The sequence below is a fragment of the Paracoccus sp. (in: a-proteobacteria) genome (assembly GCF_030538655.1).
Classification (GTDB): domain Bacteria; phylum Pseudomonadota; class Alphaproteobacteria; order Rhodobacterales; family Rhodobacteraceae; genus Paracoccus.
The window spans coordinates 1-19909 of the sequence record NZ_JAUNTO010000034.1 but is presented as its reverse complement, the minus strand read 5'-3'; the positions used below and the strand labels follow the sequence as shown (position 1 = coordinate 19909).

Genomic DNA, 19909 nt, shown 5'->3' with positions numbered 1-19909 from the left:
CGACGACATTGGCCCGCGCCCGGCGCAGGGCCAGCGTGCGCATGACCCCGGCGACAACACCCGCGCCGCCCATGTCCATGGTCATCTCCTCCATCCCCGCCGCCGGTTTGATGGAAATGCCGCCGGTGTCGAAGACCACGCCCTTGCCGACCAATGCCAGCGGCGCCTCGTCCCCGCCGCCGTTCCAGCGCATCACCACGACCTTGGACGGGCTTTCCGACCCCTGCCCCACGGCCAACAACGCGCGCATTCCAAGGCGGGCCAGTTCGTCTTCGTCCAGCACCTCGACATCGAGGCCGATTTCCCGCATCGCCAGCAGGCGGTCGGCGAAATCGCTGGTGGTCAGCACGTTGGCGGGTTCATTGACCAGATCGCGGGTAAAGAACACGCCCTCGGCCACGGCTGCGCCGTCTTTGGCGGCTTTCGCCAACGCCTGCGGGTCTTTGGCGGCAAAGGTGACGCGGGCCTTGTCGGGCTGCGGCGGGGTGCCCTTGGCCGGGGTGGCATCCGAGGGCGTGTCGCCGCCTTCGGTCAGACGGGCGTTTTCGCCCGCACCGGGGGTTGTCACCAGCCGCGCCGGACTCACATCACCCGGAGCCCCGTCATCATCGGGTTTTTGCGTCTGGTAAACGGAAAAGTCATAGCCGCGCAGGGCGATGCCAAGCGCGATCTCGGCCCCCTGCGCATGTCCGCCCGCCAGCACCAGCGTATGCCCCTTGCCCAGTTTCGCGCCGATGGCGGCCCCCGCACGACGCGCCTCGGCCACGCTGGATTTGGGCGGCAACGCGATCAGGTGCAGCGCATCGGCGGCCATGCCGGCGGGAAAGGCCAGTTCCAGCGACCCGCCGGGTTTCAGCGCCTGCCCCGCCTTGGAGTTCAGCGCCCGCATCGCCGCATCGCGCGTCCCGCGCGGCAGGCCGGGGGGCAGTTTCCCGCCCGGTGTCACGATCAGCGCCACCCGCCCCTGATGCGCCGCCGGATCAACCGCTGCGGTTTCGACAAAGCTGATTTCGACGGGATGGGTCATGGAACGGGCCTTTCAGATTGTTCGCCGCCGTCAGCCTAGCCCCCATACGGCCCCTTTGCCAGAGCCGCCGCACGGGTTATCAGGGGGACAGGCCAACCAAACCGGACCCAATGCCGCGCATCGACTGTTACCTGCTGACCCGATTTCTGAGCCTGTTCGGCTTTTTTGCGCTGGTGCTGGTCGCGGTGTATTGGATCAACCGTGCCGTGCGTCTGTTCGAGCAATTGTTAAGCGATGGCCAGACCGCGCTGGTGGTGTTGGAGTTCACCGCGCTGACCCTGCCCACCGTGATTGCCACCGTGCTGCCGGTCGCGGCCTTTGCCGCCACCGCCTATGGCACCAACCGTCTGGCCGGAGAATCAGAGCTGGTCGCCATGCGCGCCGCCGGGCTGTCGCCCTGGCGGATGGCGCGTCCGGTGCTGATCTTTGGGCTGGGCGTGGCGCTGATCGTGGCCGTGCTGGTGCATGTGCTGGTGCCGATGGCGCGCGAAAGGCTGGCCGACCGGCAAAGCGAGCTGGCCGAAAACGTGGTCGGGCAATTTCTGCGGGCGGGCGATTTTCAGTATCCGGCGACCGGGCTGACGCTGTTCATCCGCGATATTGCCAGCGATGGCCGTCTGCTGGACCTGTTTCTGGAGGATGCGCGTAACCCCGCCGACCAGTCCACCTATACCGCGCAAGAGGCTTTGGTGGTGCGCGGTGAGCACGGGCCGGTGCTGGTGATGCTGAACGGCATGGTGCAGAACATGCAGGGCACGCAGGACGGGTTGCTGTCGATCACGCGGTTTGACGAACTCAGCTATGATCTGGGGGCGTTGATCGGCGGGCGGGCCGCGCGCGGGCGCGATCTGCGTGATTATGACACCCCAAGCCTGCTGCGCGCCGATCCGCAGGTTCTGGAAAGCACCGGCGCATCCGCCGCTCAGGCCCGGCTTGAGGCGCATGAGCGGATCAGCCAGCCGCTTCAGGCCCCGATTGCGGTGATGATCGGCTTTGCCACGCTGCTGATTGGCGGCTATTCGCGCTTTGGCGTGTGGCGGCAGGTGTTCTGGGCGGTCATCGGGCTGATCTCGGTTCAGTTCATGATTAATGCCGCCGCCAACGCCGCCGGGCGAAACCCGGCACAGTGGTGGCTGCCCTATATGCCGATGGTGGCGGGCGCTGTCATCTGTCTGTTTCTGTTGTGGCTGGCGGCGCGGCCCTTTCCGCCGCCCAGACGGGCCGGAGGGGTGGCATGATTCTGCCTTTTTACATCGCGCGCCGGTTTTTGCGCAGCCTGCTGCTGATCGCGGGGGTGTTCGGGCTGATCCTGTTCCTGATCGAGATGATCGAGACGATCCGCCGCTTTTCCGGCGCGGGGCTGGGGTTGGGCGGTGCGGCGCAACTGTCGCTGTTGTCGATTGCCGGGGCGTTTTACCAGATCCTGCCGCTGATTACGGTGCTGGCGGGGATCGCGCTGTTTCTGGGCCTGGCGAGCACCTCGGAACTGGTGGCGATCCGGGCCGCCGGGCAATCCGCGCTGCGACTGCTGCGCGCCCCGGTGGCGACGGCGATCATCGTGGGCGCATTGGCCGTGGCCGTGCTGAACCCGTTCGTCGCCGCCACCAGCCGCCTGTATGACGCCGCCGCCGCCCAGATCGAGCGCGGCGGCCAGCAGACGGTTTCCGTGGGGGATCGCGCGGTCTGGCTGCGGCAGGGGTTAAGCGACAACGGGCAGGACAGGGGGCAGATCGTGATTCGCGCCGGACGCGCCAGCCCGGATGCGACGACACTGTATGACGCGACCTTTCTGATTTACGGATCGGGCAGCGGTCCCACCCGCCGGATCGAGGCACAGACCGCCGTTCTGGTCCCCGGCGCATGGCAGCTGACCGGCGTGCGCGATTACCGGCTGGGCAATCAGAACCCGCAGGCCGATGTGCAAAGACAGGAAACGCTGTCGCTGCCCTCGGACCTGACGGCGCAGCGCATCCGCGAAGGGTTTGGCCGGCCCGATGCGGTGGGGATCTGGCAACTGCCCGATTTCATCGCCGGGCTGGAGCGTGCGGGCTTTTCCGCGGCGCGCCACCGCGTCTGGTTGCAGATGGAGCTGGCCCGCCCCTTTCTGATGGCCGCGATGGTGGCCATCGCCGCCGCCTTTACCATGCAGCATGTGCGCGGGCGCAATTCCGGCATCGCCGTGCTGATGGCCTTTGGTGCCGGGATCGGGTTGTTCTTTCTGCGCAATCTGGCGCAGGTTCTGGGCGATTCCGGTCAGGTCGCGCCGTGGATCGCCGGCTGGGCACCGCCCGCCGTCGGTGCCGCGCTGGCCCTGGCCGTGATCTTGCAAAGAGAGGATGGCTGATGGCGCCGTGCCTGACAAAACCACGCAACAGACGGGCCGCCGCCATCTTTGCCGTCACAACCCTGATGACCGCCACGGCCACGGCACCACAGCCCGCCATGGCGCAGGTGGTGATCGGCGTGCCCGAAGGGGCCAGCGGCGGACCGGCACTTGCCCCGACCGCGCCCTTGCTGGGGTTCGGCACCATCGCCGACGGCACCCCCACGCCCGAACGGCTGACCACCGCGCGGGGGCGCGATAACGTGACCCTGCCGCGCCCGGTGCCAGATCAGGCCGATGACGACGCCGCCACCGTGCTGGCCGACGCCATCACGCTGGAGGGCGACCGCACGCTGATCGCCTCGGGCGGGGTGGTGATCTGGTATCAGGGCAACCGGCTGGTTGCCTCGCGCCTGCGGGTGGACGGGCCATCGGGCGCGCTGACGATCGAGGGGCCGATCCACCTGTCGCGCCCCGGCCAGCAGGGCAGCACCGATGACATGGTGCTGATCGCTGATGCCGCGCAACTGGACCGCACCTTGCAGGACGGCATCCTGCGCGGTGCCCGGCTGGTCATCGCCCGCGAATTGCAACTGGCCGCAACCGAGGTGCGGCGCAGCGATGGCGGGCGCTATACCACGATGACCAATGTCGTCACCTCGTCCTGCCAGGTCTGCGCCAGCGATCCGACGCCACTGTGGGAAATCCGCGCGCGCAGCATCACCCATGACGCCGACCGGCAGGAACTGATTCTGGAACACCCGCAGTTGCGCGCCTTTGGCGTGCCGGTGGCAGCGGTGCCGTTTACCATTTCCGCCCCTGATCCCACGGTCGAGCGCAAGACCGGGCTGCTGCGCCCCAGTTTGCGCACGACATCCGGGCTGGGCTTTGGGGTCAAGATCCCCTATTTTATCACCCTTGGCCGCAGCGCCGATGTGACGCTGACGCCCTATCTGTCAGCCTCGCGCACGCGGACGCTGGAGGCGCGATACCGCCAGGCCTTCAGCAATGGCGCGCTGCAACTGGACGGGGCGATCAGCCGCGACGATCTGGAACCCGGCACCACCCGCGGCTATCTGTTCGGCGTGGCCGAATTCGACCTGCCGCGCGGCTATCGGCTGGGGCTGCAATTGCAGCATGCATCCGACCGCGCCTATCTGCTGGATTACGACGTCACCGACGCCGACCGGCTGTGGTCGGGCATAACGCTGGACCGGGTGCGCCGCGACAAGTTGTTCGTGGCCCGGATTGGCAGCTATGATTCGCTGCGCGACGACGAAGAGGGTTCCTATTCGCCCGCGCAGGTCGCCGATGTGATCTGGCAGCGGAGGGTGCAACCGCGCTGGCTGGGCGGAGAGGCGCTGCTGGGCTGGTCGGCCCATGCGCACCGCCGCCCCTCGTCCGCCGATGTTCTGGGGCGCGACATGGCCCGCGGATCGCTGTATGCCGACTGGCGCCGCAGCGAGATCGTGGGCAACGGATTCGTGCTGGCGGCGCTGGGGGCGCTGGACGCCGATTTTTATCGCATCGCGCAAGACAGCAATTATGACAGCACCAAGGCACGGGTGACACCGACCGGCGGGGTGGAACTGCGCTGGCCGCTGGTCGGCAGCGGCGCGGGCGTCACCCATATCGTGGAACCCGTGGTGCAACTGCTGTGGTCGCCCCGCCACGACGGCGAGGATGACATCCCGAACGAGGACAGCCGCCTGATCGAATTCGATGAAGGCAACCTGTTTTCGATGAACCGCTTTCCCGGATCCGACGCGCGCGAACAGGGGTTGCGCGCCAATCTGGGCATCACCTGGACCCGCATCGCCCCCGAGGGCTGGTCGCTGGGCGTCACGGCGGGGCGGGTGCTGCGCGACCGGCGCGACGACGAATTCGGCCCGGATTCGCCCTTGTCGGGGCGGCGGTCCGACTGGCTGCTGGCGGCGAATTATGACAGCGGCACCGGCATTGCCGCATCCGCGCGCGGCCTGTTCGATGACAAGGGCCGCTTTTCGCGCAGCGAATTGCGCATGGGCGTGCTGCGCCCCGACATGCAGCTGAGCGCCGGTTATCTGTGGATCAACCGCGACCGGGGCGAAAGCCGCCTGACCGACACGCGAGAGGCGGTGCTGAACACCGGCTGGCAGGTCGCCCCCGGCTGGTGGGGCAGCGCCGAGGCGCGCTATGACTTCACCGAGGACCGGATGCAAAAGGCCTCGCTGGGGATGCAGTATCGCAACGAATGTATCACGCTGGACATGGGCATCGGGCGGCGCTTTACCTCGTCCGATTCGGTGCGGGCGGAAACGGATTTCGACCTGTCCGTCCGTCTGGGCGGGTTCGGGCAACAGGCCGCCGCGCCGGGCACAGTGGCGCGGCGATCCTGTATGCGCTAGGGTCGCGGCAAACAACACTTCGGAGACAGACATCATGCGGCAGTTTCTTTCCGGCATCGCGCTTGCTGCGGCCCTTGGTCTTGGGCCGGTGGCCATGCCGGTCGCGGCGCAGAACGCCTTTTCGCCGCTGGTCTATATCAACGATCAGGCCGTCACCCGATACGAGGTGGATCAGCGCCTGCGCTTTATGCAGCTGCTTCAGGCGCCCAACGCCACCCCGGCGGGGGCCGAGGCGGAACTGGTCAACGACCGGCTCAAGATGTTCGCCGCGCGTCAGATGGGCATCGCCCCGTCGGATGCCGATATTCAGGCCGGGCTGGATGAATTCGCCGGGCGCGCCGGTATGAGCAGCGCCGAATTCATCACCGCCCTTGGCCGCGCCGGGGTGGAACGGCAGGCTTACCGCGATTTCGTCACCGCCGGCGTCGTCTGGCGCGAGGTGATCCGCCGCCGCATCGTGCCGGGTGTCAACATATCGGACGCCGAGGTCGAGCGCGCGCTGACACGGGAAATTGAAACTCCGGTCATCAGCCGGGTGCTGTTGTCGGAAATCGTCATCCCCGCCCCCGACGGACAAGAGGGCGCGGCACAGGCGCGGGCGCAGCAGATTCTGGCCTCGTCATCCAACGAGGCGGGTTTTGCGGCGGCAGCGCGGCAATATTCCGCATCCGGCACCTCCAGCCGGGGCGGGCGGTTGGAGTGGGTCGAACTGGACAACCTGCCCCCGGCGCTGCGCCAGATCGTGTCTGCGCTGCGGCCCGGCCAGATGACCCAGCCGCTGAATGTGCCGGGCGCGGTGGTGCTGCTGATGCTGCGCGATGCGCAGGGGCAGTTGCGGCCGGGCGCGCGCGAACAGGTGCTGGATTACGCCGTTCTGCGCGTCGCCGATGCGGCCACCGCCGCCGACATCACCGCCCGCGTGGATACCTGCAACGATCTTCAGGCGCGCGGGGCCGGGGCGACTCAGCGGCAGACCGCCTCGCAAGGGGCGATTCCGGGGCTGGTCGCGGCGCAGCTGGCCGCGCTTGATCCGGGCGAAACCGCGACGGTGAACACCGGCCTGGGAATCGAAATCATCATGCTGTGTTCGCGTCAGCCCGCGCTGCTGGCGCAGGATCAGGTCGCCACCACCGCCCTGCCCCCCGATGGGGTCGAGGCGGGCGTGGCCGGGGCAAATCCGGCGGCGCTGCCGGATCGCGCGGCGATGCGTGACCAGTTGTTCAACCAAAAGATCAACGTCATGGCCGATGCCTATCTGGCCGAGCTGCGCGCCGATGCCGTCATCCGGCGGCCTTAAGGTGGCAGGCCGCGTTATCCTGACCTGCGGCGAACCAGCCGGCATCGGGCCAGAGATCGCCGCCCGCGTTCTGGGCTGCGGGGTGGATTTCGTCTGGATGGGCGATCCGCGCCACCTGCCGCCGGGCACGCCGATCACGGAAATCACAGCGCCGGACGATCCCGTCCCGCCCGGCCAGTTGCCAGTGCTGCGCCACGATTTCGCCGCCCCCGCCGCGCCGGGCCAGCCCGATCCGGCCAATGCCCAAGGGGTCATCGACGTGATCGCCCGCGCGGTGGACCTGGTGATGACCGGGCAGGCCGCCGCCATCACCACCCTGCCGATCAACAAACAGGCGCTGAAACAGGGCGCGGGCTTTGGCTTTCCCGGCCATACCGAATACCTCGCCCATCTGGCGGGTGGGGCGGATGTGGCGATGATGCTGGCCTCGACCACCGTCACGCCGCCCTGCCGCGTGGTGCCCGCGACGATCCACATCCCGCTGCAAGACGTGCCCGCCGCGCTGACATCCGACCTGCTGGAACGCAGCATCCGCATCACTCATGCGGCCCTGATCCGCGATTTCGGCATCGCCAACCCGCGAATCGCCGTCGCGGGCCTGAACCCCCACGCGGGCGAAGGCGGCACGATGGGCCGTCAGGAACAGGATATGATCGCCCCGCTGATCGCCCGCCTGCATGCCGAGGGTCTGAACCTTGCCGGGCCGCTGCCCGCCGATACCATGTTCCACGCCCCGGCCCGCAGCCGATATGACGCGGCGATCTGCGCCTATCACGACCAAGCCCTGATCCCGATCAAGACGCTGGATTTCGCGGGCGGCGTCAACGTTACGCTGGGGCTGCCGTTCATCCGCACCTCGCCCGACCATGGCACCGCCTTTGACATCGCGGGCCGGGGGCGCGCCGACACCGCCTCGACCATCGCGGCGCTGAAGATGGCGGCGGATATGGCCCGCAACCGCGCATGATGTTTCCTGTTTGCCCAAATACGCATCCTGGGGGGCGACCGTGAGCACGCTGGACAACCTTCCCCCTCTGCGCGAGGTGATCGCCCGGCACGACCTGCGGGCCAAGAAACAGCTGGGCCAGAATTTCCTGCTGGACCTGAACCTGACGGCCAAGATCGCGCGGCAGGCGGGGGATCTGACCGGCTGCGACGTGCTGGAAATCGGCCCCGGCCCCGGCGGGCTGACGCGCGGGCTATTGATGCAGGGGGCGCGGCATGTGCTGGCCATCGAAAAGGACGCCCGCGCCCTGCCCGCGCTGGCGGAAATCGCCGACGCCTATCCGGGCCGACTGACGGTCATCAACGGCGACGCGCTGGAGATCGACCCGGCCAAGCATCTGACCCCGCCGATCCGCATTGCCGCGAACCTGCCCTATAACGTCGGCACCGAACTGTTGATCCGCTGGCTGACCCCGCGCGACTGGCCGCCGTTCTGGGAAAGCCTGACGCTGATGTTCCAGAAAGAGGTCGCCGAACGCATCGTCGCCACGCCGGGCAGCAAGGCCTATGGCCGGCTGGCGCTGCTGGCGCAGTGGCGGGCGGATGCGCGGATCGCCATGACCCTGCCGCCCGAGGCCTTTACCCCCGCGCCCAAGGTGCATTCCGCAGTCGTCCAACTGACCGCCCTGTCCGCGCCGCGATACCCGGCGGATGCCGCCACCCTGTCACGCATCACCGCCGCCGCCTTTGGCCAGCGGCGCAAGATGCTGCGCGCCAGCCTGCGCGGGCTGCACCCCGACATCGAATCACTGCTGGAACAGGCCGCAATCCCGCCCACCGCACGGGCCGAGGAAATCGGGCTGGAGGCGTTCTGCACCCTGGCCCGTCTGTTGAAGGCGGCGGGTTAGGCGTCACCAACCTTGCCGATACATCCTGCCAATGAAAAAGGCCGCCCCACAGGGCGGCCATGTTATTTGCGATGCAACACCGCTCAGGCGGTTTCGCCGCCTTCAGCCGGGGTTTTGCCCCCCTCTGTGGCGCCATCATCGTCACGACGGCGGCGCGGGCGCGGGGTCGTGCTGCGCGGAGCGCGCGGACGGCGGGCGCGTTCCGGCTGTGCGGGTGCCGGGGTCGCCGCCTCGGGTGTTGCCTCGGGCGTGGCGACGGGACCGGCATCATCCACATCACCGGCATCGACGACATCAGGCAGACCAGCGGCTTCGGGCCGGGGCTGAGACTGCGGCGGCACCGGCTGCGCCTCGGTTTGATCGTCGCGCGTCTCATCACGGCGGTCGTCACGTGCCTCATCGCGGCGGTCATCGCGGTGATCGCGGTTCTGGTGCTGCCCCTGATAACCGCTGCCATTGCCATCACGGTCGTCATCACGCCCGTCGCGGCCCTGCTGTTGGTTGTGCTGCTGGCGTTCAGCCATTTCACGCTGCGCCTCGCCCAGCATGCGGGTGTAATGTTCCGCATGTTGCAGAAAGCTTTGTTCGGCCACGCGGTCGTTGGACAATTGCGCATCGCGCGCAAGCGCCAGATATTTGTCAATGATCTGCTGCGGAGTGCCGCGAACCTTGCCTTCGGGGCCGGACGAATCGAACACACGGTTGACGATATTGCCCAGTGAACGCTGACGGTTCGACTTGTTACGCGAACGGGATTTCGATGATCTCATCAGTCTGTCTGTCGATGGTTCCAGATCATGGCTGGATGGTGGGGATCATCGCGCCAAGCAACGTTGCAACCTGCCTTAACCCTTGGGCGGGGCGTGAACCCCCGGCTGATCTGCGGCTTGTGCGGCTGACCCGTGCGGGCACCCTGCGGTCCCCGTCACAAGGGCGAATAAACACGCATCCGCGCCCCTGACAAGCACAAAAGTGATAAAATGCCGTCAAATGGCGCGATTTTGCCGCAGCTACGCCGGGAATTGGGCCAAAACAACACGGTCACGGCCATCCAGATCGGCCAGCACGCGCGCCCCGGCCCCGGCATCGGCAAACAGCGCCGACACAGCCGCCCCCTGCGTCGGGCCGATTTCCACCAGCACCGCGCCGCCGGGCGTCAGATGCGCCGCCGCCCCCGCCGCAATGGCGCGATAGGCACCCAGCCCGTCGGCCCCGTCGGTCAGCGCCAGATGCGGTTCCCAGTCGCGCACCTCGGGCGACAGGCCGGGCATTTCAGCGGCGGCGATATAGGGCGGGTTGGACACGATCAGGTCAAAGCACCCGGTCACGGCACTGAACCAGTCGGATGGCGCGAAATCCGCCGTCACCCCGATACGGGCGGCGTTGCCGCGCGCCACCTCCAGCGCCGCGGTGGACAGATCCACCCCCAGCCCGGTCGTGCCGGGCCGTTCCGCCAGCAAGGAAATCAGGATCGCGCCGGTGCCGGTGCCAAGGTCCAGCAGGCTGCGCCAGGGCAAGTCCAGCGCCGCCGTCACCAGCGTTTCGGTTTCGGGGCGCGGGTCCAGCGTGGCGGGGGTGACGCGGAAATCATGTTTCCAAAAGGCGCGGGTGCCGGTGATCTGCGCCACCGGCTGATGACGGCTGCGCCGGGTAACACAGGCGTCGAAATCAGCCCATTGCTGCGCTGTCATCCGGTCGCCCGCCATCAGCGTCAGCCGCCCGGCGTCCACACCCAGAACATATGCCATCAGCCGCCGCACATCGGCCTGCGGATCGGGCAGACCCGTCGCGCGCAGGGCCTGAACGGCCCCGATCATCGCATGGCGGAGGGTTGGCCCGCTCATTCCTGCGCGGCCAGACGGGCGGCCTGATCGTGGGCGGTCAGGGCGTCGATGATCTCGGCCAGGTCGCCCGCCATCACCCGGTCCAGCGCATACAGTGTCAGGTTGATGCGGTGATCGGTCATCCGCCCCTGGGGAAAGTTATAGGTGCGGATGCGTTCACTGCGGTCGCCGCTGCCGACCTGAGAACGGCGATCCGCGGCACGCTCGGCATCGGCGCGTTGACGTTCGGCGTCATACAGCCGCGCCCGCAGCACCGCCATGGCATTGGCGCGGTTCTGGTGCTGCGATTTCTCGCTGCTGGTAACGACGATGCCGGTGGGAAGGTGGGTGATCCGCACCGCCGAATCGGTGGTGTTCACATGCTGCCCGCCCGCCCCCGATGAACGCATGGTGTCGATGCGGATGTCGCTGGCAGGAATGTCGATGTCCACCTCGGCCGCCTCGGGCAGAACAGCCACCGTCGCCGCGCTGGTGTGGATGCGCCCGCCCGATTCGGTTTCGGGCACCCGCTGCACCCGGTGAACGCCCGATTCGTATTTCAGCCGTGCAAAAACGCCCTCGCCCTCGATCCGGGCCACGGCCTCGCGCACGCCGCCCAGTTCGGTTTCGGTCAGATCCAGCATCTGAAACGTCCAGCCCTGCGATTCCGCGTGGCGGCGATACATGGCCAGCAGATCGCCCGCGAACAGCGCCGCCTCTTCGCCGCCGGTGCCGGGGCGGATTTCCAGAATGGCCGGGCGCGCGTCGGCGGCATCGCGCGGCAAAAGCGCGATTCGCAGCGCCTGTTCCAGCGCGGGCAGTTCGACATGCAGCCGCGCCAGTTCATCCTGCGCCAGTTCGCGCATTTCCGGGTCGGCCAGCATCTGCTGTGCCTGCGTCAAATCGTCCTGCGCGGCGCGAAAGGCGGCGATCTGTGTGACCACGGGTTTCAGTTCCGCATATTCGCGGCTGATCGCGGCGATCTGATCGGGCGGTGGGCCATCGTTCAGCCGCGCTTCGAGATATTCGAAACGGGCGGCGATCTGGTCAAGGCGGTCCTGCGGCAACATGGCGCGGGTTTGCCCCGCCCCGCCCTGCCGGTCAATAGCCGAGCACAGCCAGACAAGTTATGCCCGGTCGCTATACAAGGCTGCACAATCGCCGTAAGGAATGCCCAAATAATATTCAGATGAGGGATGTCATGCCACAGCTTACCGAACGTCTCGCCGCCATTCAGGCCGAGGTTCATCGCCGCAACGCCGGCGAGCCGGAATTTCATCAGGCCGTGGACGAGGTGCTGCACAGCCTGAACCGCGTGGTCGCCAAGCATCCCGAATACGCCGACATGGCCCTGATTGAACGGATCTGCGAACCGGAACGGCAGATCATCTTTCGCGTGCCGTGGCTCGACGACAAGGGCAATGTCCACATCAACCGCGGCTTTCGCGTGCAGTTCAACAGCGCGCTTGGCCCCTATAAGGGCGGCATCCGGTTCCACCCTTCGGTGAACGTCGGGATCATCAAGTTTCTGGGGTTCGAACAGACCTTCAAGAACGCCCTGACCGGGATGCCCATTGGCGGCGGCAAGGGCGGTTCCGACTTTGACCCCAAGGGCAAGTCGGATCTGGAAATCATGCGGTTCTGCCAAAGCTTCATGACCGAACTGCACCGCCATATCGGCGAATATACCGACGTTCCGGCGGGTGACATCGGTGTGGGCGGGCGTGAAATCGGCTATATGTTCGGGGCCTACAAGCGGCTGACCAACAAATACGAGGCTGGCGTGCTGACCGGCAAGGGCCTGTCCTATGGCGGATCGCGCGCCCGGACCGAGGCCACCGGCTATGGCACCGCCGCCTTTGCCCGGCACATGATGGAAACCCGCAAGGACGGGCTGGAGGGGCGCAAATGCATCGTGTCCGGTTCCGGCAACGTCGCCATCTATGCGATCGAGAAATTGCAGGAATACGGCGCCAAGGTCATCGCCTGTTCCGACAGCAGCGGCTATGTCGTGGACAAGGACGGCATCGATCTGGACCTGCTGAAAGAAATCAAGGAGGTGCGCCGCGAACGCCTGTCCGCCTATCAGGAAGAACGCGGCAAGGGGGTGCAATACATCAAGGACGGTTCTGTCTGGGATGTCGAATGCGAGGTCGCCCTGCCCTGCGCCACGCAGAACGAGCTGCACGGCAAGGACGCGAAAAAGCTGGTCAAAAACGGCGTCAAGGTCGTGGCCGAGGGGGCCAACATGCCCTGCACCCCCGAGGCGATCGAGGTGTTTCAGGAATCCAAGGTGCTGTTCGCGCCCGGCAAGGCCGCCAATGCAGGCGGCGTGGCAACCTCGGCACTGGAAATGCAGCAGAACGCCAGCCGCGACAGCTGGACCTTTGAAAAGACCGCCGGTCGTCTGGACGAGATCATGAAGACCATCCACGACGACTGCGCCGCCACCGCCGAAGATTACGGCGCACCGGGCGATTACGTTCTGGGTGCCAACATCGCGGGCTTTGTCCGCGTCGCCGACGCGATGCGCGCCTTGGGCGTGGTCTGACGCCTGCCCGGCCAGCGTGAACGAAAAACCCGGCGATTGCCGGGTTTTTTGTTGGGTGATGGTGTTCAGGGTTCAGCGACCATCCCTGTTACCGCCGGGGCGCCCCAAGATGCGGATTTGGGCAAACGGGGAACGGGGCGTGGTGCAAGACAGGCGGGCAGCAAAGGGCCGCGTCCCTATCCCCGCCGTCCCCAGCCGGCCAGCGCGATCAGCTCCATCGCCACATGCGCCCCTGCAATCGCGGTTGCGCCAGTGGTGTCATAGGGGGGCGAGACCTCGACCACATCGCCGCCCAGCAGGGTGATACCCGCCAGCCCGCGCAGGATCGCCGCGGCCTGCCACGACGCCAGCCCGCCCCAGACCGGGGTGCCGGTGCCGGGGGCAAAGGCGGGGTCCAGTGCGTCGATGTCGAAGGTGATATAGGCCGGGCGGCTGCCGATGACGGCACGGATGGCATCCAGCGTGGCGGGGATGCCGTGTTCGTGGACGAAGGGCGCATCCAGAATCGTCACCCCCATCGTGTCGGGGTTATCGGTGCGGATACCGATGCTGACCGATGCCGCCGGGTCCACGATGCCCTGACGGATCGCCTTATACAGAAATGTGCCGTGGTCGATGCGGTCGGGGTCATCGTCGGGCCATGAATCGGAATGGGCATCGAACTGGATCAGCGCCACCGGGCCGTGTTGTGCCGCCACCGCACGCAGGATCGGCAGCGTGATCGAGTGATCGCCGCCCAAGGTGATCGGCACCACGCCTGCCGCCAGAATACCGGCGATATGATCGGTGATCCGCCCCGGCACCCCGCGCGTGTCGGCATAGTCAAAGGCCATATCGCCATAATCCACCACCGTTTGCACCGACAGCGGATCAAAGCCCCAGCCATAGGGCGGGTCATAGGGTTGCAGCGTCGATGCCTCGCGGATCGCGCGGGGGCCGAACCTTGTGCCGGGCCGGTTTGTCACCGCCTGATCGAAGGGAATGCCGGTCACGGCGACATCAACTTCGTTCAAATCCTTGCTATATCGCCTGCGCAAAAAGCTGGTCGCCCCGGCGAAGGCGTTCTCAAAGCTTGGGCCGCGCAGGTTATTTCTTGTAAAGGCGTGATCGGTCTGCGTTTTGGCGTCGTTCAGTGCCATTGAGTTTGATCCAGCTTAAGGTTCATCGGGGAAACGCGCGCTAAGCTTGCACCATTGGAATGTCTGGCGGCAAGAGTCGCCGGGCCGTCCGCCTTACAGGAGACAGCCATGACAACCTTCAAAGCCATGCTTCTGGCCAGCGTTGCCGCCGTCGCTGCAATCCCCGCCTTTGCGCAGGATGCTGCGATGGATGATGCCGCATTGCGCGATCTGGCCATCGCGAATTTCGACCCGATCCCGCAGGAACCGCAGCCGCTGCGCGTGTCCGAGGAAACGCCCGAAGGCCGGCCCCTTACCCCGGAAAAGGTGGAGCTGGGTAAAATGCTGTATTTCGATCCGCGCATGTCCTCGTCGCAACTGATTTCATGCCAGACCTGCCACCAGCTTGGCCTGGGCGGCACCGACGATCAGGAAGTGTCGATCGGCCATGGCTGGCAGAAAGGCCCGCGCAACGCGCCAACCGTCTTCAACGCCGTGTTCAACATCGCACAATTCTGGGATGGCCGTGCGCCCGACCTGGCCGAACAGGCCAAGGGGCCGGTTCAGGCCAGCGTGGAAATGCACAACACCCCCGATATCGTCATCGCCACGCTGAAATCCATGCCCGGCTATGTCGAGGCGTTCGCGCTGGCCTATCCCGATCAGGACGACCCGATCACCTTCGACAACTTTGCCGATGCAATCGAGCAGTTCGAAGCCACGATGATTACGCCCAATTCGGCGCTGGACCGTTTCATGACCGGCGATGACAGCGCCATGGACGAACAGCAAAAACGGGGGCTGCAAGCGTTTGTCGAAACCGGCTGCGTCACCTGCCACAGCGGCATCAACGTGGGCGGTCAGGATTATTTCCCGTTTGGCGTGATGGAAAATCCGGGGGCCGAGATTTTGCCGGAAAACGATCCGGGCCGCTTTAACGTGACCAACACCGCCAGCGACGAATATGTGTTCCGCGCCGCACCCTTGCGCAACATCGCGCTGACCGCGCCCTATTTCCATTCGGGCAAGGTCTGGGATCTGCAACAGGCGGTCAAGATCATGTCCACCTCGCAGCTTGGCACGGAAATGACGCCGGAACAGGCCGAAGACATCGTGGCCTTTCTGCACACACTGACCGGCGAGCGGCCAGAGGTCACGCTGCCGATCCTGCCCGAACGGACGGCGGAAACCCCCAACCCGCAGCCGATGCTGCCGCAACAGTAAACCGTATGGCAGAGGGGGGATGACCAAGGGCGCGGGATAACCCGCGCCCTTTTCACGTGATCCGGCGCGGTTCCCAAACCGGCAGCCCTTTGCTACCCTTGGTTGAGAACCACGGGAGAGTAAGGGATGATGGACAAGCAACTGGCCGCGCGGCTTGGCGCTGTGGGCCTGGCGGTGACGCTGGCAAGCGCACCGACCTTCGCGCAAGAGGCGGCGATCTATTCCGGCATGGATCGCATTCATCCGGTCTGGGCGGAAAACGGTATGGTTTCGGCTCAGGAACGGGTTGCGGCCGAGATCGGGCGCGAGATTCTGGCCAAAGGCGGGAATGCCGCAGACGCCGGTGTGGCGGTTGCCTTTGCGCTGGCCGTGACGCTGCCGCGCGCCGGCAATATCGGCGGCGGCGGCTTTATGCTGATCCATGATGCCGAAAGCGGCCAGACCCATGCCATCGACTATCGCGAAATGGCACCTGCGGGGGCGACACGCGATATGTTTCTGGATGCCGAGGGCAATGCCGACGCGGACCTGTCACGTTATAGCGGGGCGGCGGCTGGCGTGCCGGGCACGGTTGCAGGGATGAAAATGGTGCTGGATGAATTCGGCACCATGCCCTGGGCCGAGGTCATCGCCCCCGCGATCCGGCTGGCCGAAGAGGGGATCACCGTCACCCCCGACCTTGCCGACAGCCTTGAGGCGATGCAGCAGCGGCTGACGCGATACCCGTCGGCGGCGGCGATTTTCTATAAGGAAGACGGCAGCTTTTACCGCCCTGGCGACATTCTGGTGCAGGCCGATCTGGCGCGCACGCTGCGGATCATCGCCGATGAAGGCGCCGACGGGTTCTATCGCGGCGAGGTGGCGCAGCGCATCGCGGATGCGGTGCAAGCGGCGGGCGGGCAAATCACCACAGAGGACATGGCGAATTACCGCGCCATCAAGCGCGAGCCGGTGACCGGCGAATATCGTGGTTATGAGATCGTCTCGATGCCGCCGCCATCATCGGGCGGGGTGCATCTGATCCAGATTTTGAACGCGCTCGAAGGCTATCCCATCGGCGCATTGGGGGCGGGTTCCGCCGAGACGCTGCACCTGATGGCCGAAGCGATGAAGCTGGCCTATGCGGACCGATCAGAATATCTTGGCGATCCTGATTTCATCGACGTGCCGGTGGCGGAACTGATCTCCAAGGATTATGCCGCCGATATGCGCGGCAAGATCCGGCAAGCCTTTGCCACGCCATCCGAACAGATCGCCCCAGCCGATCTTGCCCCCTATGAATCGGATCAGACCACGCATTATTCGATCATCGACCGGCACGGAAATGCGGTGTCCAACACCTATACGATCAACTTTTCCTATGGCTCGGGTCTGGTGGCGGATGGCACCGGCATTCTGATGAACAACGAAATGGACGATTTCTCGGCCAAGCCGGGGGTGCCGAATGCCTATGGTCTGATCGGCGGCGATGCCAATGCGGTCGAACCGGGCAAGCGGCCGCTGTCCTCGATGACACCGACTCTGGTCAAAAAGGATGGTGAGATCTGGCTGGCGACCGGCTCGCCCGGCGGGGCGCGGATCATCACCACGGTCTTGCAGGTGGTGATGAACATGATCGACCACGATATGAACGTGGCCGAGGCCAGCACCGCCCCACGCATCCATCACCAATGGCTGCCTGATGAGCTGCGTATCGAGGAAGGCATCAGCATCGACACCATTCGCCTGCTGCAAGGCAAAGGTCATAACGTATCGCTGCAAGAGGTCATGGGCTCGACGCAATCGGTGATGCGCGATCCCGAAAGCGGCTATCTGCTGGGCGCATCCGATCCGCGCCGGGCCGGTGCCGCAACGGTCGGGTATTGAGGCGATCACATGGGCCGGGCATCTGCCCGGCCAATTGACTTGGCCCCCGCCCCACGCCAAAACAGTTCCCGAAGGGAATAAGGGGAGCCAGATGAAAAAGGTTTATGCGAATGCCGATGAGGCATTGGCCGGTATCCTGAAAGACGGGATGAGCATCGCGGCGGGGGGATTTGGCCTGTGTGGCATCCCTGAACTGCTGATCGCGGCGATTCACAAGGCAGGCACGAAAAACCTGACCATCGCCAGTAACAACTGCGGCGTGGACGGGTTCGGTCTGGGCATCCTGCTGGACAGCAAGCAAATCAGCAAGATGCAGTCGTCCTATGTCGGCGAGAACGCGGAATTCATGCGCCAGTATCTGTCCGGCGAGCTGGAGCTGGAGTTCAACCCGCAGGGCACGCTGGCCGAACGGATGCGCGCGGGCGGGGCGGGCATCCCCGGTTTCTATACGAAAACCGGCGTCGGCACCGTCATCGCCGAGGGCAAGGATCACAAGGATTTCGACGGCGAAACCTATATCCTTGAACGCGGCATCGTCACCGACCTGGCCATCGTCAAGGCGTGGAAGGCCGATGAAACCGGCAACCTGATCTTCCGCAAGACGGCGCGCAACTTTAACGTGCCCGCCGCCACCTGTGGTCGCATCTGCGTGGCCGAGGTCGAGGAAATCGTCCCGACCGGCAGTCTGGACCCCGATCACATTCACCTGCCCGGCATCTATGTCCACCGCCTGATTCAAGGCGAGCATGAAAAGCGCATCGAACAGCGCACCGTTCGGAAGGGATAAGCGAATGGCTTGGGATCGTGACCAGATGGCCGCGCGGGCGGCGCAGGAACTGCAAGACGGGATGTATGTGAACCTTGGCATCGGGATTCCGACGCTGGTCGCCAACTTCATCCCCGAGGGCGTGCATGTCACGCTGCAATCAGAAAACGGGATGCTGGGCATCGGCCCCTTCCCGACCGAAGACAAGGTGGACCCCGACCTGATTAACGCGGGCAAGCAGACCATCACCGAACTGCCGCATTCGGCCTATTTCGACAGCGCGCAGTCCTTTGCGATGATCCGCGGCGGCAAGATCGCCATGGCCATCCTGGGCGCGATGGAGGTCAGCGAAAACGGCGATCTGGCGAACTGGATGATCCCCGGCAAGCTGGTCAAGGGCATGGGCGGCGCCATGGATCTGGTCGCCGGGGTCAAGCGCGTGGTGGTGGTCATGGACCACACCAACAAGGCAGGCGAATCCAAGGTGCTGAAGGAATGCACCCTGCCGCTGACCGGCAAGGCGGTGGTGGATCGCATCATCACCAACCTTGGCGTTCTGGATGTCGGGCACAAGGGCCTGCACATCGTCGAACTCGCCCCCGGCGTCACCGAGGAAGAACTGCGCGCCTCGACCGAGGCGACCATCGTCTGATTCCGTATCAGCGGACAACAAACAGGAACCGCCGCAGGGTTGCGGCGGTTCTTTGCGTTTTGGGGCGGGGCAAGACTATCGAGATTGAACCACACCCCGGAACGCCGGACCATCTGCCATATTGCCGCAATGCCCCCGCCGTGCCGGACGCAAATGCAGGGTGAACGATCTCCCCGGAAGCCCGACCCGCGCAAAGACGCACGACTGAAAGGCTGATAACCATCCGGGCGACTGGATTGCGCCGCGTTTTATGCTGCGAGGATGGGTTGCAGGGGGCAGTTGGCAAAGCCGATTATTCATCGCCACAACGGCTGGCACCCACACGCCACGATAACGATGTGCAGACAGACTTTATACCCGCCTGGAATACCATCCCTGAAAGAAATCTGGTGGACCTAACCACAGAAGAGTCGAACCGACTTTTCGAGGTTTTCGCCGATTGGGAAGACCAGCTTTCGCACTTTGATCTAACCGATCTGAGGTGCGACGATGACCAGCCCGCACCATGATTTCAACGATGCCGCCAAGGTCAAAGCGCCGAAATATCCCCCGCCGTTCTCGCTGCGGCTGACCTTCGAGGAACGGGCGCGGCTGGAACGGGATGCGGCGGGGATGTCGCTTGGGGCTTATATCCGCTCAAAGTTGTTCGGGGCTGATGTGCCGCCTCGCAGGACGCGGGGCAAGTTTCCGGTGAAGGATCAGGCTGCGCTGGCGAAGGTGCTGGCATTGCTGGGCGCGTCTCGCCTGTCGCAGAACCTCAATCAGCTTGCCCGCGCAGTGAATATCGGCGCGCTGCCCGTCACGCCGGAAACCGACGCGGAACTGCGCGATGCGTGCCGCGCGGTGGCGGAATTGCGCGATGAGCTCCTGCGGGCGCTTGGCAAGATGCCGGGGGGTGAGCCATGATCCTCAAGGCTTCGGAACGCAAGAATGCCGCCAAACTGGCTCGGCATTTGATGAACGCCCACGACAACGACCATGTGGAGTTGCACGAGATTCGCGGCTTCCTCTCGGATGATCTG

Annotated in this window: 16 protein-coding genes and 1 pseudogene; 12 read left to right on the top strand and 5 right to left on the bottom strand. The window is 65.4% G+C overall.

What is annotated here, in order from left to right; all coding sequences use genetic code 11:
- Positions 1–1027: pseudogene (locus Q4G22_RS15040) on the bottom strand (leucyl aminopeptidase); the annotation flags it as partial.
- Positions 1028–1137: 110 nt separating this feature from the next.
- Between Q4G22_RS15040 and lptF the strand changes: the two are divergent.
- The 6 genes from lptF to rsmA all read left to right on the top strand — a co-directional run bounded on the left by lptF (position 1138) and on the right by rsmA (position 8887).
- On the top strand, positions 1138–2265 hold the full coding sequence (gene lptF, locus Q4G22_RS15035) for an LPS export ABC transporter permease LptF (protein ID WP_303386702.1): 1128 nt from the start codon (positions 1138–1140) through the stop codon (positions 2263–2265).
- Positions 2262–3371, top strand: coding sequence for an LPS export ABC transporter permease LptG (lptG, locus tag Q4G22_RS15030; protein ID WP_303386701.1), 1110 nt, complete (start codon positions 2262–2264; stop codon positions 3369–3371). The genes lptF and lptG overlap by 4 nt, the downstream gene beginning before the upstream one ends.
- 65 nt (positions 3372–3436) lie before the next feature.
- The gene (locus tag Q4G22_RS15025; RefSeq protein WP_303386700.1) at positions 3437–5737 is read left to right on the top strand and encodes an LPS-assembly protein LptD; all 2301 of its coding nucleotides are present in this window, start codon (positions 3437–3439) and stop codon (positions 5735–5737) included.
- Between the two features lie 34 nt (positions 5738–5771).
- The gene (locus tag Q4G22_RS15020) at positions 5772–7034 is read left to right on the top strand and encodes a peptidylprolyl isomerase (RefSeq protein ID WP_303386699.1); all 1263 of its coding nucleotides are present in this window, start codon (positions 5772–5774) and stop codon (positions 7032–7034) included.
- A 1-nt stretch (position 7035) separates the two neighbouring features.
- Positions 7036–8001 carry a 4-hydroxythreonine-4-phosphate dehydrogenase PdxA gene (gene pdxA, locus Q4G22_RS15015; protein ID WP_303386698.1) on the top strand — a complete coding sequence of 322 codons (966 nt, stop codon included), beginning with the start codon at positions 7036–7038 and terminating at the stop codon, positions 7999–8001.
- Between the two features lie 40 nt (positions 8002–8041).
- The gene (gene rsmA / locus Q4G22_RS15010) at positions 8042–8887 is read left to right on the top strand and encodes a 16S rRNA (adenine(1518)-N(6)/adenine(1519)-N(6))-dimethyltransferase RsmA (protein WP_303386697.1); all 846 of its coding nucleotides are present in this window, start codon (positions 8042–8044) and stop codon (positions 8885–8887) included.
- Positions 8888–8970: 83 nt separating this feature from the next.
- Here the strand turns inward: rsmA and Q4G22_RS15005 are convergent, their stop codons facing one another.
- The 3 genes from Q4G22_RS15005 to prfA all read right to left on the bottom strand — a co-directional run bounded on the left by Q4G22_RS15005 (position 8971) and on the right by prfA (position 11780).
- Complete coding sequence (locus Q4G22_RS15005) at positions 8971–9657, bottom strand: DUF4167 domain-containing protein (protein WP_303386696.1); 687 nt, start codon at positions 9655–9657, stop codon at positions 8971–8973.
- Between the two features lie 240 nt (positions 9658–9897).
- Positions 9898–10731 carry a peptide chain release factor N(5)-glutamine methyltransferase gene (prmC, locus tag Q4G22_RS15000; RefSeq protein ID WP_303386695.1) on the bottom strand — a complete coding sequence of 278 codons (834 nt, stop codon included), beginning with the start codon at positions 10729–10731 and terminating at the stop codon, positions 9898–9900.
- Complete coding sequence (prfA, locus tag Q4G22_RS14995; protein WP_303386694.1) at positions 10728–11780, bottom strand: peptide chain release factor 1; 1053 nt, start codon at positions 11778–11780, stop codon at positions 10728–10730. The genes prmC and prfA overlap by 4 nt, the downstream gene beginning before the upstream one ends.
- 131 nt (positions 11781–11911) lie before the next feature.
- Here prfA and gdhA point away from each other — a divergent pair, with 131 nt between their 5' ends.
- Positions 11912–13261, top strand: coding sequence for an NADP-specific glutamate dehydrogenase (gene gdhA / locus Q4G22_RS14990; RefSeq protein WP_303386693.1), 1350 nt, complete (start codon positions 11912–11914; stop codon positions 13259–13261).
- 176 nt (positions 13262–13437) lie between these two features.
- Here gdhA and speB read toward each other — a convergent pair whose 3' ends face one another.
- On the bottom strand, positions 13438–14400 hold the full coding sequence (gene speB, locus Q4G22_RS14985) for an agmatinase (protein ID WP_303386692.1): 963 nt from the start codon (positions 14398–14400) through the stop codon (positions 13438–13440).
- Between the two features lie 108 nt (positions 14401–14508).
- On the opposite strand from speB, the gene Q4G22_RS14980 reads away from it, so the two are divergent.
- From Q4G22_RS14980 to Q4G22_RS14960, 5 genes are all read left to right on the top strand, one after another.
- Positions 14509–15603 carry a cytochrome-c peroxidase gene (locus Q4G22_RS14980; protein ID WP_303386691.1) on the top strand — a complete coding sequence of 365 codons (1095 nt, stop codon included), beginning with the start codon at positions 14509–14511 and terminating at the stop codon, positions 15601–15603.
- A gap of 129 nt (positions 15604–15732) precedes the next feature.
- The gene (gene ggt / locus Q4G22_RS14975) at positions 15733–17469 is read left to right on the top strand and encodes a gamma-glutamyltransferase (protein ID WP_303386690.1); all 1737 of its coding nucleotides are present in this window, start codon (positions 15733–15735) and stop codon (positions 17467–17469) included.
- 91 nt (positions 17470–17560) lie between these two features.
- A complete protein-coding gene (locus Q4G22_RS14970) occupies positions 17561–18256 on the top strand; it encodes a CoA transferase subunit A (RefSeq protein ID WP_303386689.1) in 696 nt (231 codons plus the stop codon).
- Between the two features lie 4 nt (positions 18257–18260).
- The gene (locus Q4G22_RS14965) at positions 18261–18887 is read left to right on the top strand and encodes a 3-oxoacid CoA-transferase subunit B (RefSeq protein WP_303386688.1); all 627 of its coding nucleotides are present in this window, start codon (positions 18261–18263) and stop codon (positions 18885–18887) included.
- 489 nt (positions 18888–19376) lie between these two features.
- Positions 19377–19793, top strand: coding sequence for a hypothetical protein (locus tag Q4G22_RS14960; RefSeq protein WP_303386687.1), 417 nt, complete (start codon positions 19377–19379; stop codon positions 19791–19793).
- The last annotated feature ends 116 nt before the right edge of the window (positions 19794–19909 follow it).

What these genes read in the sequence shown, in the direction of transcription:
- lptF (WP_303386702.1), top strand. Translation starts at nt 1,138, where the DNA reads ATGCCGCGCATCGACTGTTACCTGCTGACCCGATTTCTGAGCCTGTTC.
- lptG (WP_303386701.1), top strand. Translation starts at nt 2,262, where the DNA reads ATGATTCTGCCTTTTTACATCGCGCGCCGGTTTTTGCGCAGCCTGCTG.
- Q4G22_RS15025 (WP_303386700.1), top strand. Translation starts at nt 3,437, where the DNA reads ATGACCGCCACGGCCACGGCACCACAGCCCGCCATGGCGCAGGTGGTG.
- Q4G22_RS15020 (WP_303386699.1), top strand. Translation starts at nt 5,772, where the DNA reads ATGCGGCAGTTTCTTTCCGGCATCGCGCTTGCTGCGGCCCTTGGTCTT.
- Q4G22_RS15005 (WP_303386696.1), bottom strand. Translation starts at nt 9,657, where the DNA reads ATGAGATCATCGAAATCCCGTTCGCGTAACAAGTCGAACCGTCAGCGT.
- prmC (WP_303386695.1), bottom strand. Translation starts at nt 10,731, where the DNA reads ATGAGCGGGCCAACCCTCCGCCATGCGATGATCGGGGCCGTTCAGGCC.
- prfA (WP_303386694.1), bottom strand. Translation starts at nt 11,780, where the DNA reads ATGTTGCCGCAGGACCGCCTTGACCAGATCGCCGCCCGTTTCGAATAT.
- gdhA (WP_303386693.1), top strand. Translation starts at nt 11,912, where the DNA reads ATGCCACAGCTTACCGAACGTCTCGCCGCCATTCAGGCCGAGGTTCAT.
- speB (WP_303386692.1), bottom strand. Translation starts at nt 14,400, where the DNA reads ATGGCACTGAACGACGCCAAAACGCAGACCGATCACGCCTTTACAAGA.
- Q4G22_RS14980 (WP_303386691.1), top strand. Translation starts at nt 14,509, where the DNA reads ATGACAACCTTCAAAGCCATGCTTCTGGCCAGCGTTGCCGCCGTCGCT.
- ggt (WP_303386690.1), top strand. Translation starts at nt 15,733, where the DNA reads ATGGACAAGCAACTGGCCGCGCGGCTTGGCGCTGTGGGCCTGGCGGTG.
- Q4G22_RS14970 (WP_303386689.1), top strand. Translation starts at nt 17,561, where the DNA reads ATGAAAAAGGTTTATGCGAATGCCGATGAGGCATTGGCCGGTATCCTG.
- Q4G22_RS14965 (WP_303386688.1), top strand. Translation starts at nt 18,261, where the DNA reads ATGGCTTGGGATCGTGACCAGATGGCCGCGCGGGCGGCGCAGGAACTG.
- Q4G22_RS14960 (WP_303386687.1), top strand. Translation starts at nt 19,377, where the DNA reads ATGACCAGCCCGCACCATGATTTCAACGATGCCGCCAAGGTCAAAGCG.